This is a genomic window from Nocardia sp. NPDC002869 (genome assembly GCF_046764065.1).
In the GTDB taxonomy this organism is placed as follows: domain Bacteria; phylum Actinomycetota; class Actinomycetes; order Mycobacteriales; family Mycobacteriaceae; genus Nocardia; species Nocardia rhamnosiphila.
On the sequence record NZ_JBKOOL010000008.1, the window covers coordinates 1 to 14,720 of the forward strand.

General features: G+C 66.7%; 15 protein-coding genes. 10 read left to right on the plus strand and 5 right to left on the minus strand.

Annotated elements, in window-relative coordinates:
- Positions 1 to 83: 83 nt before the first annotated feature.
- The 5 genes from ACLML9_RS02325 (at position 84) to ACLML9_RS02345 (ending at position 4,983) form a co-directional block, all read left to right on the plus strand.
- Positions 84 to 1,133, plus strand: coding sequence for a cytochrome P450 (locus tag ACLML9_RS02325; RefSeq protein ID WP_411943888.1), 1,050 nt, complete (start codon positions 84 to 86; stop codon positions 1,131 to 1,133).
- A gap of 148 nt (positions 1,134 to 1,281) precedes the next feature.
- A complete protein-coding gene (locus ACLML9_RS02330; RefSeq protein ID WP_411943889.1) occupies positions 1,282 to 2,172 on the plus strand; it encodes a CPBP family intramembrane glutamic endopeptidase in 891 nt (296 codons plus the stop codon).
- A complete protein-coding gene (locus ACLML9_RS02335; protein ID WP_411943890.1) occupies positions 2,169 to 3,377 on the plus strand; it encodes a histidine kinase in 1,209 nt (402 codons plus the stop codon). Before ACLML9_RS02330 ends, ACLML9_RS02335 begins: the two co-directional genes overlap by 4 nt.
- Complete coding sequence (locus tag ACLML9_RS02340; protein WP_411943891.1) at positions 3,374 to 4,060, plus strand: response regulator transcription factor; 687 nt, start codon at positions 3,374 to 3,376, stop codon at positions 4,058 to 4,060. The genes ACLML9_RS02335 and ACLML9_RS02340 overlap by 4 nt, the downstream gene beginning before the upstream one ends.
- Positions 4,061 to 4,098: 38 nt before the next feature.
- Positions 4,099 to 4,983 (plus strand): HNH endonuclease, encoded by an 885-nt coding sequence (locus ACLML9_RS02345; RefSeq protein ID WP_411943892.1) that lies wholly within the window; start codon positions 4,099 to 4,101, stop codon positions 4,981 to 4,983.
- A gap of 232 nt (positions 4,984 to 5,215) precedes the next feature.
- On the opposite strand, the gene ACLML9_RS02350 is transcribed toward ACLML9_RS02345, so the two are convergent.
- Entirely contained in the window at positions 5,216 to 5,869 is a 654-nt protein-coding gene (locus ACLML9_RS02350) for a hypothetical protein (protein WP_411943893.1), read from the minus strand.
- 287 nt (positions 5,870 to 6,156) lie between these two features.
- Between ACLML9_RS02350 and ACLML9_RS02355 the strand changes: the two genes are divergently transcribed.
- Both ACLML9_RS02355 and ACLML9_RS02360 read left to right on the plus strand, forming a co-directional pair.
- Positions 6,157 to 7,050: a helix-turn-helix domain-containing protein gene (locus ACLML9_RS02355; protein ID WP_411943894.1), complete on the plus strand. Its 894-nt coding sequence runs from the start codon at positions 6,157 to 6,159 to the stop codon at positions 7,048 to 7,050.
- The gene (locus ACLML9_RS02360; RefSeq protein WP_411943895.1) at positions 7,047 to 7,238 is read left to right on the plus strand and encodes a DUF397 domain-containing protein; all 192 of its coding nucleotides are present in this window, start codon (positions 7,047 to 7,049) and stop codon (positions 7,236 to 7,238) included. The genes ACLML9_RS02355 and ACLML9_RS02360 overlap by 4 nt, the downstream gene beginning before the upstream one ends.
- Positions 7,239 to 7,475: 237 nt before the next feature.
- Here the strand turns inward: ACLML9_RS02360 and ACLML9_RS02365 are convergent, their stop codons facing one another.
- Together ACLML9_RS02365 and ACLML9_RS02370 are read right to left on the minus strand one after the other, a co-directional pair.
- Positions 7,476 to 7,958 carry an RDD family protein gene (locus tag ACLML9_RS02365; protein WP_411943896.1) on the minus strand — a complete coding sequence of 161 codons (483 nt, stop codon included), beginning with the start codon at positions 7,956 to 7,958 and terminating at the stop codon, positions 7,476 to 7,478.
- A 261-nt stretch (positions 7,959 to 8,219) separates the two neighbouring features.
- Positions 8,220 to 9,467, minus strand: coding sequence for a cytochrome P450 (locus ACLML9_RS02370; protein WP_411943897.1), 1,248 nt, complete (start codon positions 9,465 to 9,467; stop codon positions 8,220 to 8,222).
- 505 nt (positions 9,468 to 9,972) lie between these two features.
- Here ACLML9_RS02370 and ACLML9_RS02375 point away from each other — a divergent pair.
- On the plus strand, positions 9,973 to 10,959 hold the full coding sequence (locus ACLML9_RS02375; RefSeq protein WP_411943898.1) for an AraC family transcriptional regulator ligand-binding domain-containing protein: 987 nt from the start codon (positions 9,973 to 9,975) through the stop codon (positions 10,957 to 10,959).
- 224 nt (positions 10,960 to 11,183) lie between these two features.
- Positions 11,184 to 12,371 (plus strand): phosphotransferase, encoded by a 1,188-nt coding sequence (locus ACLML9_RS02380; protein WP_411943899.1) that lies wholly within the window; start codon positions 11,184 to 11,186, stop codon positions 12,369 to 12,371.
- Here ACLML9_RS02380 and ACLML9_RS02385 read toward each other — a convergent pair whose 3' ends face one another.
- Both ACLML9_RS02385 and ACLML9_RS02390 read right to left on the minus strand, forming a co-directional pair.
- Entirely contained in the window at positions 12,372 to 12,539 is a 168-nt protein-coding gene (locus tag ACLML9_RS02385; protein WP_411943900.1) for an SAM-dependent methyltransferase, read from the minus strand.
- A 261-nt stretch (positions 12,540 to 12,800) separates the two neighbouring features.
- A complete protein-coding gene (locus ACLML9_RS02390) occupies positions 12,801 to 13,583 on the minus strand; it encodes an alpha/beta fold hydrolase (RefSeq protein WP_411943901.1) in 783 nt (260 codons plus the stop codon).
- A gap of 83 nt (positions 13,584 to 13,666) precedes the next feature.
- Here ACLML9_RS02390 and ACLML9_RS02395 point away from each other — a divergent pair, with 83 nt between their 5' ends.
- Positions 13,667 to 14,305, plus strand: a complete 639-nt coding sequence (locus ACLML9_RS02395; protein ID WP_411943902.1) for a TetR/AcrR family transcriptional regulator — start codon at positions 13,667 to 13,669, stop codon at positions 14,303 to 14,305.
- Positions 14,306 to 14,720 lie beyond the last annotated feature (415 nt).

Genomic DNA, 14,720 nt, shown 5'->3' on the forward strand with positions numbered 1-14,720 from the left:
CGGTTGTTGCACACCCCGCCCCCGACACCCGGTGCGCCCCTACCACCCCCCGGGCCCCCCCGGGCCGTTCCGGTGGTGGTTTGATGGACACCCGGGGCCGCCGCAACGGCCGGGTGGCCTTCGGCCACCCGTTCCGAAACGAAACGCCGGTTACCTCGCCGCCGGGTCCGATGACCTGCGGCGCTCCGCTCACCGCACGTAATCCATTGCGGAAACTGGTGGCTCCGGCGTTCACCCACCGCCGGACCCAGTCCCTGCGTCCCCGGATCGAGGCGATCACCGCCGAGCTGCTCGACGATATCGCCACCACCCCGGCCGATCGCCCCGTCGACCTGCGCGACCGTTTCGCCTGCGCCCTCCCGATCCGGGTGATCGGCGAACTGATGGGCGTGCCCGCCGAATTGTCCGCCCCCCTGCGCACCTACGCCGGCGGCCCCCTCGACACCACCCTCACCCCCGAGCAGGCCCAGGCCAATTTCGCCGGCCTCTACATCACCCTGCACGAACTGCTGGACTACAAGCGCCGCAACCCCGGTGACGATCTCACCACCGTCCTCATGACGACCCACGACGAGGACGGTTCGAAACTCAGCAGCGAGCAGGAATTGGGCGGCACCCTGCTGCTCATCATCGTCGCCGGGCACGAAACCACCGCCAATCTCCTCGATCACGCCGTCTACGCCCTGCTCACCCATCCGGAGCACCGCACCGCCGCGCTCGACGGGCAGCTCGACCGGTCCGAGATCATCGAGGAGACCCTGCGCTGGGAGCCCCCGATCGCCCATATGCCGATGCGCTTCGCCCGCACCGATATCGACCTGCCCGACGGCTACCGCATCGCCGAGGGTGACGCCCTCCAGGCCGGACTGGCCGGCGCCGGCCGCGACCCGCGGGTCCATCCCGACCACCCCGACACCCTCGACCCGACCCGGCGGACCAAGGACCACATGGCCTTCGGTCACGGCGTGCACCACTGTCTCGGCGCCCCGCTGGCCCGGCTCGAGGCCGCGGTCGCGCTGCCCGCCCTGTTCGCGCGCTTCCCGGAGATCCGCCTGGCCGCCGACCCCACCACCCTCGGCAACGTCCCGAGCCTGGTCACCAACGGACACCGCACCCTCCCGGTTGTGGTCTGAGCCCGATCTCGCATTCAGGATGACCAACCCCTGACCGAAATAGGCACAGGATCGGCTGACCCGTCGACTTCCGTGGTAGCGCGTACGCGACCACGAAACGGTCCCGTTCACCACCGACTTCCCGCGGCTGCCGCTCTGTAATGAGGGCATGACAACAGCGTTGACCGAGCGGGAGCCGCTCGGGTGCGGCACCCGGACACGGCGCAAGGGCATTCTCTGGTTCCTCATCCTCGCCTTCGCGGCAGCGTGGATTCCATGGGGGATCGCCGGGGCGGTGGGGTACTCCCTCGATAATCCGGTCGTTCAACTGCTGACCGGGGCTTTCGTTCCCGCTCTCGCCGCGGTCTGCACCCGGCGGTGGATCACCCGCGAGGGTTTCGCCGATGCCGGTGTGCGCCTGCGGCTCGCCCGGCAGTGGCGCTCGTACCTGATCGCCGCGCTGCTCCCGATCGGTATTCTCGCCCTCGCGCTCGGGCTCGCGCTGGTGCTGGGCATGTGGCGTCCCGAGGCCGGCGACTTCGATTCCGGTCATGTGCTGTTCCTCGCGCTCGCGCCGATCATCCCCATCGTGGCCGCGCCGATCTTCTTCGGTGAGGAATTCGGCTGGACCACCTATCTGCGCGACCGTCTCGTTCCCGGCCGCCCCGTGCTCACCACATTCGCGACGGGCGCGATCTGGGGGGTGTGGCATTGGCCGCTGCCCTGGGTGGGGTATCTCGGTGCGGGCGGTTCCGCCGCCGACGCGTTCGTCGCCATGGTGCTGTGGTTGCCGCTGTCGATCGAACTCGAGTTCGTGATCGGCTGGTTGTGGACGCGCAGCGGTTCGGTGTGGCCGCCGGCCCTACTGCACGGCGGGAGCAACCTCGTGCTGGCGCTGGGACTGGAACTGTTCGCCGGCACCGCCGACCCCTCCGGCGCCGCCACTACGCTGCTGATGTGCGCAGCATATTCGCCCGTGGTCGCGTGGATCGTCGTGGCGACCAAGCGCGGCGCCTCGCGGCGCGCGCAACCGGCGACGACGGCAGGAGCCCGGCAGTGACCGCGGTGGGGTCCGCACTCCGGACAGGCCCGCGTTTCCTCATTTCCCGTTGGCCGTGGTGCGCGCTGCTCTCCGTACTCTGCGGTGGCATCCTCGCGGCGGCCGCGGCGGCCGGCTTCGTACCGGTGGTACTGCTCGGGCTCACCCGCGATCTGCGGGCCGCCCTGTGGGAGCCGATGCTGCGACTCCAGTGCGCTCGGCTCCGACTCGTCGACCCCGACACCGCGGACCACGCCGCGGCGCGGGTGCGGGCCGCCGCGGCCGAGCGCCGGTTGCCCACTGCCCGGCACGCCATCTACCTCGTCGCCACCACTGTGTTCGGCGGTGCGGTGTGCTGCCTGGCAGTGTTCGGTTTCATTCTCGCCGCGGTCCTGCTCGCCGCGCCGCGCCTGGTCCGGAGTGATTACATCGACCTCGGCCCCTGGGTGGTCGATGAGCCGGCGGAAGCATGGCTCTGCGCAGGCGCGGGGTTCGTCGCCACGATCCTGCTGCTGGTGCTCCTCAGCGCCTGGTCCGCCCTCGAAGCGCTGGTGGCCCGGACGCTGCTGGTCCCCGACACCGACCCTTGGCGGCGCGAAGCCGCGCGAATCGAGAACTCCCGCTCCGCGCTGCTGGAAGCGGAGGGGTTCGAGCGTGAACTCCTCGAATCCGAACTGCACGACCGTGTCCAGCATCGACTCGTCGCCCTGTCGATGACCCTGGGCTTGGCCGAATCCCGAGACGAGAACGGACCCGGCGGCCGCGTCGCCGCCGAAGCCCACCGGCAGGTCGACGAAACCCTGAGCGAACTGCGGGCCGTCCTGCGCGGCTTCTCGCCCCGGGTCCTCACCGAACGCGGACTGGGGCCGGCTCTGATCGATCTCGCGGCGGATCTACCACTCGATATCCACATCGACCTCGACGACGCCTCCGGCCCGGGTAACCGGCTACCACCGGCGGTCGAGCATATGTCCTACGTCTTCGCCGCCGAATCCCTCACCAACGTCGCCAGGCACACCGACGCCACCCGAGTCGATTTCCACGGCACCCACACCGGTACACAGTGGGTTGTGAGCATCACCGACAACGGGCCGGGCGGCGCCCACATAGTGGGCGGCCACGGCCTCGACCGCCTGCAACGCCGCCTCGCGGCCCTGGACGGACAACTGACGGTGTCCAGCCCACCCGGCGGACCGACGACCATCCGGATGGAGTGCACAGTGTGACAGCCCCACCCTCTCGACTACGGATCGTGCTGGCCGAGGACAGCCCGCTACTGCGCGCCGGGCTGGAAAGTGTGCTCACCTCGGCCGGCCACGAGGTGAGCGCGGCAGTCGGCGACGCACCGGGCCTCCTCCACGCCTACGCGGCCTACACACCGGACCTGGTGATCACCGACGTCCGGATGCCGCCGAAGGGCACCGACGACGGCCTCCGCGCAGCCGCCGAACTACGCCGCCGTGACCCACGCTTACCGATAGTGGTTCTGTCACAGTATGTTTCCGTCGCCTACCTCGACGACATACTCGGCGATGATTCGACTGCCGGTGTGGGGTACCACCTGAAAGAGCGCGTCGGACACGTCCGGCAGTTCCTCGACACCATCTCCCGGGTCGCGGCAGGCGAAACGATCGTCGACCCCGAGGTCGTCCGAGCCCTCGTCAAGTCGAGCCGGCACCGCACTCCCCTGGCCGATCTCACCGCCCGCGAACGCGAGGTGCTCGCACTGGTGGCGGAAGGCAAGACGAATTCCGGCATAGCGGAGGTCTTGACGGTTTCGGAAGCCGCCGTGCGCAAACACATCGGCGCCATATTCGCGAAACTTCCCCTCCTCGACGGCGATCGACGAGTCCAGGCGACGCTCATCTACCTACGTTCGCTCGGCCAACCACCAACACAGGCCGTATAGAATCCCTATACTCAACGGTCCGTTGGCAAGATTCCAGGGTGGACCTCAGCACCGAATCCGTTCTGCGGCAGCAGATCTTCAAGCACCTGCGAGAGATGACACAGGAGAGTGTGACCGTAACCCGGGAACAGCTGTGGTCGTTCGACGTCGACGGAGAAGTGTACCGACTCATCGATCGCAGTCGCGGAATTCGGAATCCCAAAGGGATGAACGGCACCCTCTCCATCATGTCCGATCCGGATAGTGGTTATGCAGATGAGGAGCTCGGCGGGTCACTATTCGCGTATTCTTACCGCGCGGGAAGCGACGCGAGCGATAATACAAAACTTCGGCGCGCGATCGATCTCGAATTGCCCCTGATCCTTCTCCGCAAGATTGTCCCAGGTTTATACTACCCGGTTTTTCCGGTATACGCGGTGGACGACGATCGCGATAACCAGCGGTTTCTGATTGCACTGAACGAAGAACTACGATCGGTAAAAAACCCTCGGCAACTGGAGCCAGTGGAGAAACGCTATGCCGAAAGAATAACCAAACAGCGGATTCATCAACCCGAGTTTCGAGAGCGGGTTCTACTCGCGTACCGGCAGCAGTGCGCGGTCTGCAATCTGAAGCACAGGGAGTTGCTCGATGCTGCCCACATCATTGCCGATACCCTGCCCCACGGTACGGCGACAGTCGACAACGGCATGAGCCTTTGCAAGATCCACCACGCCGCGTACGACGCCAACTTCCTGGGTATCTCACCCGACCTCGAGGTCAAGATCAACAAGAACTTGCTGGAAGAGAAGGACGGCCCCATGCTCGAACACGGCCTCAAAGCAATGCATGACAGGCCTCTTTTCGTCCCCTCCAGCTCCAAAGACCGCCCGTCCCGAGACCGACTCGACGAACGGTATACCGAATTTTTGAGAGCCAGCTGAAATATCCGAGTGCCTCAGGCGTCCAGGTAGAGCCGTTCGCACGGAAGACGTGGGAGGCCGGCCGGGTTCTCGGGACGCAGAGCGGCTGTGTGTGCGCCATAACGCGCGATCCACTCGTTCAGGAAGAGGTTGGCAGCGGCAGGATGGGCTCGATATTCGAGGCAGAGACCGCGAAGGAAGACAGTGAGGTAGACGTCCATGTCGAGTCGATAGGCCGGGCTCGTACTCATGGCTACGCCTGGGTGAGATCAGTGGTCAGGCGCTGGAGAACCGCAAGAGATGGGCCCGTGCCAGTGATAGCCCGTTCGGCCGATAGGTAAGGGAGGCCACGGGCGGCGGCGCGTTCGCCGGGGCTGCGGGAAGCGGGGACGAGTTTGCCGGTTTCGACCAGTAAGGCGAAAGCGGCGGCTTTACGAGGGCAGTCCAAGGGATTGCAGTTCAGGTGGGTCTGCATAATGCGGTGCGCGTCGGCGATGTGCAGCCGGGTGTCGGGTTCGCTGTGCCAGACCTCGGGCAACCAGATGGGCTCGTGGGGAACGTCATGTGGATTCGTGCCGATTTTCATCCAGAGCTGCCCTGGACACACCGTCATGAGGTCGCAGGTGTCGCAGACTCGGCCGGGGTGGTTTTCGAGATGCGCGAGGTCGGGGATGATCAGCGTTGTTGTGCCGGTCGCGCGAACGATCTCGAGGACGTGACCGATGGCGTCCGGAACGGAGTCGGGGCCGAGGCGGACCATGTAGACCAGCGTGTGACGCTGCCATCGGGCGAGTCGACGGATAGCTTCCGTGTCGCGAACCTCATAGGGCGAGAGGTCGGTTCGAAGATAACCGATCGCGCGGGGTCGATGCGGGTGCTGTATTTCGTTCACCGGACGTAACGTCATCTGTTCTATCCTTTTTCGGAGATGGCGATTTTCCCGGTGACCGCGCGTGGCAGTTCCTGCCGGCACGGCAATGCGATTCCGGCAGCTATCCTGCATATTCGCAATGAAAGTAACTGCGCTCGGGATTTATCCGAGTTCACGCTCATCGGGTGGATACAGTAGACACCGAAAGCTGTTCGCTGGAAAGGCTATTCGGGACGATCCGGTCAGGTCGCCAGGCGTCCAGTATAGGTAGGTCCAGAAAACATAGGTCCGTACTGGACCACGATGAGATAGCGAGGGTGGGCATGGCTATTGGTTCGACTCTTCCACGGCGCGCTTTGGGGCGGCGGCTTCGGGAACTGCGGTTCCAATCCAAGAAGAGTCAGTTGGCCGCAGGCTTGGCGATCGAAGTGTCCAAGCAAGGGATCGGAAGGTTGGAAGAGGGGCAACCGGTTCGGATCAGTACCGCGCAGTTCCGGGATCTACTGGAGTTCTATGGGGCCGACGACGAAGTAACGGATGAGGTTCTGGGCCTTGTTCAAGAGGTGAAGGTAGCGAAGGGCGATCCGTCGCGCGGATGGTGGCGCACCTATGCCGATGTGGTGAACCCACACTTCGACCACTTCATGAGTCTCGAGCAGGCGTGCTCCCGGATGACCGCATTCCAGCTGACTCTCCTGCCCGGCTTGGTGCAGACGGCAGAGTATCGCCGGTGGCTGGTTCGGACGGCCGACCCCGAGATGCCGGCGGTAGACGTCGACCGGCGACTCGAGCTGATGGAGAGGCGGCAACGCAGACTTGTTGCGGATCAGCAGTTCACAATCGATGTGCTGCTATCGGAAGCGGCATTGCGACACCAGGTAGGGGGACGCCATGTGATGGCCGGTCAGGCTCAGCACCTCGTCGATCTGGGAAGAATACCGAACGTTTCCATCCGGGTGATTCCGTTCGGCGTCGGCGGCCACTCTGGGCTGATCGTCCAGTCGTTCACTCTCTTCGAGTTCCCCACCCTGCGTATAGCTCGCGCCCCAGAACCGCCGGTCGTGTTCGTGGAGGGCTTTACCGGAGCGCTGTTCTTGGAGGAAGACAGCGCGATCGAACGCCACAGGCAAGCCTTGGCCGATCTTCACGAGGTAGCGTTGAGTGCCGACGACAGTAGGCGCCTGATGCAGGAGATCGCAGAGGAGTTTGGCGCGTGACCAGGGATCTAACCGGCGCTAGCTGGTTCAAGAGTAGCTATAGCCAACCGAGCGGAGATTGCGTGGAGGTCGCGCATACGACCGATGCGGTCGGTGTCCGGGATTCGAAGGACCCCGCTGGGCCCGTGCTCGTCTTCGCCCCGGCCGAGTGGGATACGTTCATCCGAGAGATCTCGTCCAGTATCTGAATGCCGCGAGTATTGGGCGAGTGAATCCGCGGCGATGATCGCAGCGGCGACAATCCACAGGGCCGAACATCGGGAAAGACCGCAGTTACGCTGGCCGACACGATCGTCAAATGATCAGCATCTCCTACGGAAACCCACCGAGCACCGAGACGGTGACTCGTTCACCGGTGCGGACAGCGTTGTCGCTACCGCACCGGTTGGTGCGGTAGCGACAGCCGGCCGTCGGAACTACGAAAACTACGTGTCGATGACCTGCGTCCCACCCGCCGCGTTGTCGTGCCACCCCTGCTTCGTCGGGCTCGAGCTGATCGTGAACGCGATGGCGATGGCCGAGATGAACCACAGCAACCCGCCCACCCACGGGATCAGGTTGAGCAGCATGTAGGCGTTGCGGACGGCGGAGTCCTTGAGGCTGGGTTTCGGTGCCCTGCCCGACCCGTTGACGTGCAGGCCGAGGAGTTTCTTGCCCGGTGTCGAACCGGAGGACACCTCGAAGAGGACGAAGTAGAGCCAGCCGAAGGCGGCGCCGGGGAGGACCGAGACCCAGTCGGGGAGGTCCCAGACCGTGCCGAGGAGCCAGAAGAAGATGGCGCCGATGATGCCGGCGAGGATCCAGTCGACGAACCTGGCTACCGCGCGTTTGCCCAGGCCGGCAGGTCTGATGCTGCCGGCGGGGCTTGCGGTGGGGCTGTATGCGGGGTCGAATCCACCTGCGGTCATCACGCCTCCTAGCGCACACTGTGCGGCTCGGTTGCCTGCCGGATGCTGATCACGACATATCGATCCCAAGGATCGCACAGGGGCGGGGGTCGATGACTGCTCCTACACCGATTCGTATCCGATTCGATTTGCGGGTTCAACCTGTATTTCGTGCGGAAATGACAGTGCTACCGCCCACCCACAGCGGCGAGGAGCCGTGAGGAACGGACCTGTTTGCCGATCGGTAGCTTCAATCGGGGCCTCTCGGGCGGCACTCTCCGATCAGAGGTTCAGTTTCGCCATCGGGGTGAACGTGACCGGTAGCTCGGCCAGGGCGCGGTGGAAGGGGCCCGGCCGCCAGGCCGGTACGCCGTCCGGCAGCGCGGGTTCCATTTCCGGGAGCGCGTCGAGGAGTTGGTCGATGGCGGCCTGGGCTATCAGGTAGGACAGGGACTGGGCGGGGCAGGCGTGCTGTCCGATTCCCCAGGCGAGATGGGAGCGGTTGCCGAGGTGGTCGTCGGCGCGGATGGCGGGGTCGTTGTTGCACGCGGCCATGCTGACCAGCACGGGCTGGTCGGCCGGTAGCCAGACGTCGTCGATGAGGATGGGGTGGCGGGGATAGGTGATGAGGAAGTTCGCCAGGGGCGGGTCGTTGAACAGGACTTCGTCCAGGGCGTCGAGGGTGGACAGGCTGCCGCCCAGGACGCTGCCGCCGAACCGGTCGTCGGTCAGGATGAGCAGCAGGGTGTTGGCGATCAGGTTCTGCTGGAATTCGATGCCGGCGCCGTAGTGGCCGGCGACCTGATGGACCATTTCGGCTTCGTCGAGGGCGGCGGGATGGCGGAGCAGCTGTGAGGTGATGTCGTTACCGGGGTCGGTGCGCTTGAGCGCGACCAGTTCCAGCATCGCGGCGCTGATCATCTGGTTGCCCTGTTCGGCGTCGACGCCCTCGACCAGGGCGGCCATACCGGTGGCGACGCGCTGCCCGATCTCGGCCGGGCAGCCGAGCAGGGCGTTGACGAGCGCGAAGGTCAGCGGGAAGGCGTATTGGCCGATGAGGTCGGCGGCGCCGGTTTCGCAGAAGGCGTTGATGAGCGGGACGGCGGCCTGCTCCACGGTGGCGTGCAGGGGATGCAGGTCCACGGCGCCGATACTGGCGGTGATGGCCTGGCGGTAGCGCTGGAAATCGGGGCCGGTATTGCGGCTCGCGGTGGGGCGCCACTCCATGATCGGCAGGACAGGGCAGTCGCCGGGGATGTTCTTCTGCCAGTTGCGCGGGTCCGCGGGGAAGCGGTCCGGATCGTTGAGTATTCGCAGCGCGGTGCTGTAACCGACCACCAGGGTCGCGGGGACGCCCGGCGCCAGCTCCACCGGTACCAGCGAACCCCAATCGGCACGCATTGTCCGGTAGGCACGGTGCGGGTCGGCGGCGAACTCCGGTGCGTATAGCGCCACCGGAGTGGCATCGGGCCGGCCGCGGTGGGCGATCGGCGGGGATAGCGGGAACTGCGCGGGATTCCGCTGCGCCAAGATTTTTTCCTAACCCTCTGTCTCACACCGCTATCGGCCTCCGTGGCCCGGTGGGCCGACCCGGCGATGTTGTCAGCATTCGGGTCGGGCGAACAGTGCCGATGGTGCCGCGGCGGGGGCCGATCGCGCCGATATTGCGAATGCGTTGTGCCGAATGCGGTGTCGATGCGCGCGCCGCAGCCGGACATCGCGGCGCCGAGGGCGCGGATCGGCCGTGTATTCCCTGATGACCGGCGGCATTCGAAGGTCACCTCGTAGACGCTGCCCGAAACAACCCGGGTGCGAATACATTCCCGAGAACAGCTCGGCACGGGCCCCCCACACCCGGCAGACGGCGCCTTCCGGCGGGCGGAACGTGCCGATGTCTCCAGGGCGTTTCGCCGAAGCCGAGTTCAGGCGCCCGTACCGCCGGATTCCGGCCCGGTTCCGGACGCGCGAATCGCGCTATGGTCGACGCACTCCGGGCCCCCCGGTATGGACTTGTCCCGGTGAGGTGTGTTCGCAGATGGATCCGGTGGAGAGCATTTCGTTCCCGAACTTCCTGCTGGCACAGTCCGGTGTGAACGCAGGGGTACGGCGGCAGCTCACCCGCGCGGCGGAGCTGCCGGACTGGGTGCTGAACACGACGGACACCCTGGTGTCCAGTAACTTCCAACTGCGACTGTGGGAACTGCTCGAACACGAACTGGCCGAGCCCGATATCGCACTGCAAATCGGCGCGGTGAACACCCTGGGTCACTTCGGTGTGCACGACTATCTGTTTCGTACCGCGCCCACTCTGGGCGAAGGCCTCGCCCGCTCCGAGGAGTACGCGGAACTGATCACCACCAATGTGGGGTTCGCGGTGCTGGGTGACCCCGAGGAGGAAGCGATCGCGGATATCCGGCTGCTCAGCGGGCTCGGACGGGGCACGCAACTGGCCACTCAGTTCGCCCTGGCGGCGGTGGTCACCCGGGCGCGCAATGCGACGGGCCGCACTGTGCATCCGATCCGGGTCCGCTTCCGGCAGCCGGCTCCGCGCCGGCACGACCGGTTCGTCGAAATGTTCGGGACCCCGCGAGTGGATTTCGGCGCGCCGACCGATCAGATCACCTTCCGCGCGTCCGATCTCTCGCTGCCGCTGCGTACCGCCGATCCGGTGCTCGCCGGGATCCTGCGCGAACACACGGCGATCCTGCCGCCACCACCGCGGCTCGAGGTCACCTGGTCGGGGCAGGTCCATCAGGCGCTCACCCTGCTCCTGGGGGACGGGCGGGTGACCATCGACCGGGTCGCGCGGTACCTGGCGACCAGCCGGCGCAGCCTGCAGCGGCGGCTGGCCGACGAGGGAACCACATGGACGCGCGAACTCGACCGGGCCCGCGCGGCGCTGCTGGAGCAGCGGATCCAGCTGAGCCCGGACGATACGCAGACCGCGCTGGCCCGGCGCATCGGCTATGCCGACCCGGGCACGCTGCGGCGGGCCCGGCATCGATGGACGTCGCGGAGTTGACGTGGCGCCGGGCTCTGGGCAGGCGGTAACCGCGCCGCGCGCGCGGCGAACGGCGCCATTTCGCCGCCGCGACACTGCCTTCGAGCTGTGGATATCCACAGGTAAAGGCTCGATTCGACGCGGCTGCGTGTCGTATGCGGCCGGTGCGGTACCGGCCGGCGCCGCCCCATACTTGCGATCCGCCGGGCAGTTGTGCGGCGTCAGGAACCGAGGAGGGCGATGCGATGAGCGGGACAGCTACCAGCGATCGGGCCGAAGGTGTGCTGCCGGGAGCGCTGAAACTGGGCGGGCATGTGCTGGCCGAGAAACTGCCGGGGCGGCGGACCGGGGAGATCCCGATGCGCAAGAGCGAGGTCGACGCGCAGTGGTTCGATCAGGTGCTCACGGCCGAACATCCCGGGGCGCAGGTGGAATCGTTCGATATCGAGGACGCCGAGGGCGGTACGACGAGCCGGTGGAAAGCCACCGTCCACTACAACGAGGCGGGCAGGGAGGCGAGGCTGCCCGTGCATCTGTTCGCCAAGACCACCCTGACCTTCACGCAACGCCTCACCCAGTATCTGGCGCACGCGCTCCCCGGCGAGCCCGGGTTCTTCCGGCATCTCCGGCCGGGACTCGATATCGAAGCACCGCATGGATATTTCGGGGCCGCCGATACGCGAACCGGCAGGTCGCTGACCCTGCTCGAGGATGTCGCCGTCACCAGGCAGGCACGTTTCTGCACCCCGCTGGAGCGGGTCACCCGGGGACAGATGGAAGACCTGCTGGCGAATATGGCCCGCTGGCACGGACACTACTGGCAGTCACCGCAGCTGGACGACCACGGATGGCTGAAGACACCGGGCGCGCATTTCCGCAATTTCGACCGGCTCCTCGGTATGCGGAAACGGGCGGAAGTCGGTCTGCGACGCGCCCCCGAACTCGTGCCCGACACCCTGCCGCCGGTGCGGCACGAACTCTACGACGCCTGCGGCCGCGCCCTGCTCATCGCCGAACAGGGTCCGCATACACTGCTGCACGGCGACCCGCATATCGGCAACGCCTATATCTGCGGCGACGGGCGGATGGGATTCACCGACTGGCAGCTGGTGATGCGCGGCAGCTGGGCGTTCGATGTGGCGTACACGATCACCTCCGGACTGGAGGTCGCCGACCGCCGGGCGTGGGAGCGTGAACTCATCGCCTTCTACCTCGACCGGCTGTCCGCGGCCGGGGGGCCCGCGCTGTCCTTCGAAGCGGCGTGGCTGTCCTACCGGCAGCAGTCGCTCTACCCGTACTTCGCCTGGATGATCACCATCGGACGCGGCGCCCTGATGCCGGAGTTCCAGCCCGCCGAGGTCTGCCGTGCGATCGTGCACCGCACTGCCACCGCGATCATGGATCTGGAGGCGCTGCGGGCCGTCGGCGACTGACTATTTCTTGCGGTTCACGCCCCGCACCGACGGGATGGCCTGCTCGATCTTCGCCGCGGCCTCCCGGTCGGCGGGATAGTTGTCCTTACCGCCCAGGAAATAATCGTAGATGCGGGCGCTGTGTGCCCGGTCCTGCCGAAGGTCCGCCGAACCCTTGTGGTCTGCCACGATCTACTACTCACTCCGGCGCCGCCGTCCGCCGCCAACGAGTCGACCCCCTCCGGGTACACCGCACGGCACGGAAACGCTTGTGCCGCCGCGATTCCGGTCGACCGGGCGAGTCATCACGTCGGCGGTGGATGCGGGACCGCCACCACACCCGGGGTGAGCTGATGGCGGCCGTTTCCGGGCTGATTGCGCACCAGGGGGTCGAAGAGTTCGCGCAGTCCCTGGTGAATTCGGGCGAGTTCCGCGGCCCGGAGGGCTTTGTCACGACGAAGGCGCGGGCGGGGCAACGGGCCGTACACCGTCGATTCCAGAGCAGTGCGAACACTCGCGGATATCGCGACGGGCATCGCAACCGTCGGCGATATCGCGGATCAGCCGGGCGAAACGCTGCGGTTCGGCCAGCGGTAGGTAATGCCCGGCCCGGGGCACCACGAGCAGCCTCGCCTGGGGTGAGGCCGCGACGAAACGCTGCTCGTGGCCGCGGAAATGGTCGCGGCTTCCGTTGATCAGCCAGACGGGGCCGGAGTATCGACGGAGTTCGCCGATCAGATCGAAATTCGCTGCGGCCGCTGCGATATCGGGAATCACCTCGGTGGCGATACCGCCCGCCGCGACACTGGCGGCGACCTGCGCGGGAAGGGTGGCGTCGAAGAGCCGGCGACTGAGCCGCTCCCCTCCGTCGCGCTGGGCCGACAGGACCCGATGAGCGATCCGGAAGGGAATCGTCAGGGCACTGTTCGGGATACGTGTCGATCCGGCGGCCACCAGACCGGCAACACGTTCGCCGAGTTCGGCGGACGCCGCGATGGCGACGTGCCCGCCCAGTGAGTGACCGACGACCAGGGCGCGACCGCCGACACCGTCGATCGCCGCGCGGACGGTGTCGATCGCCGCGGGCATCGTGAAACGTTCGCCGCGACGTGCACCGTGCCCGGGAAGGTCCGGGGTGACCACCGGCCGCTCGGTGCCGATATCGGCCTCGACGGAGACCCAGCATCGGCCACTGAGCCGGATGCCGTGCAGCAGAACCACGGGAAGAGCCATGAAGCCTCCAAAACAACGCAACGTTGCGTTGCACTGTAGCGAGCCCAGTAAAACAACGCAACGTTGCGTTGTATTGTCGGCATATGGACGAGTCAGCCGATCCGAGCACACCCGCCCGGCCCCGGCGGGCCGCGGCGATCTTCGCCGCCGCCCTCGAACTCCTCGCCACCGCGGGCTACGAGGGCCTGACCATGGAGTCGGTCGCGCTGCGCGCCGGTGTCAACAAAACGACCCTCTACCGCTGGTGGAAATCCAAGGACGAGGTGCTCGCCGCCGCGCTGACCGGGTCGGATCTGCTCACCTTCCCGGTGCCCGACACCGGGAGCCTGCGCGGCGACCTCGTCGAAACGACCCGCAGCATCCACGCCCTGCTCACCGACCCCGCGACCGCCCCCATCGCAACCGCCGTCCTGGCGGCCTCCCCCGGCCGGCCGTCGCTGGCGACGATCGGCCGCATGTTCTTCGCCGACCGCGCCGCCCGCGAACACCCGATTTTCCGCCGGGCGGTCGAACGCGGCGAACTCGACGAAGAGACCGATCCCCGCCTGGTCATGGACATGCTCGCGGGGGCGATCTGGTTCCGCCTGTTCCTGCGCGCCGAACCGGTCGAGCCGGCCGATATCGACTCGGCTGTCGATATGATGCTCGGCGGTCTCGCCGCACAGCGGCGCGAACCGGCCGGCGGCCGCGCCCGATCCGGTACGCGGCGTTCCGCCGGCTGAGCCGTCCGGTCGAGAGAACGAATCCGGACTCGGGGCGCGACTGCCGGACTCGGCGATCCGAACCCCTGGACGGTTCCGGCCGGGTTCGCGCGGAAGCACACCGCTTCCATACTCGGCCTGACCAGTTTGGTTGTGCTGTGCTTCGGTATCGCGGCGGCAATGTGGCGCAGCGGCGACCAATCCGCCCGACCGGAAGCATTGTCCTCGAGTGTCCGCGGCTGGCCGTGGACAGATATCGGCTGTACCGCTATCTCACCTACTACGCCGATATCCCCTCCGCTCGGGTGGAACTCGGGACGGCCGCAGCGATGGAACGATGGGCTACGGTCCTCTGACTCCGGTCGCCGAGCGCTGAGCCCGCCGCCACTCGTGAGCGTCGACGCCGTGATGCGCCGGCCGCTCGAGCCCCACCCCT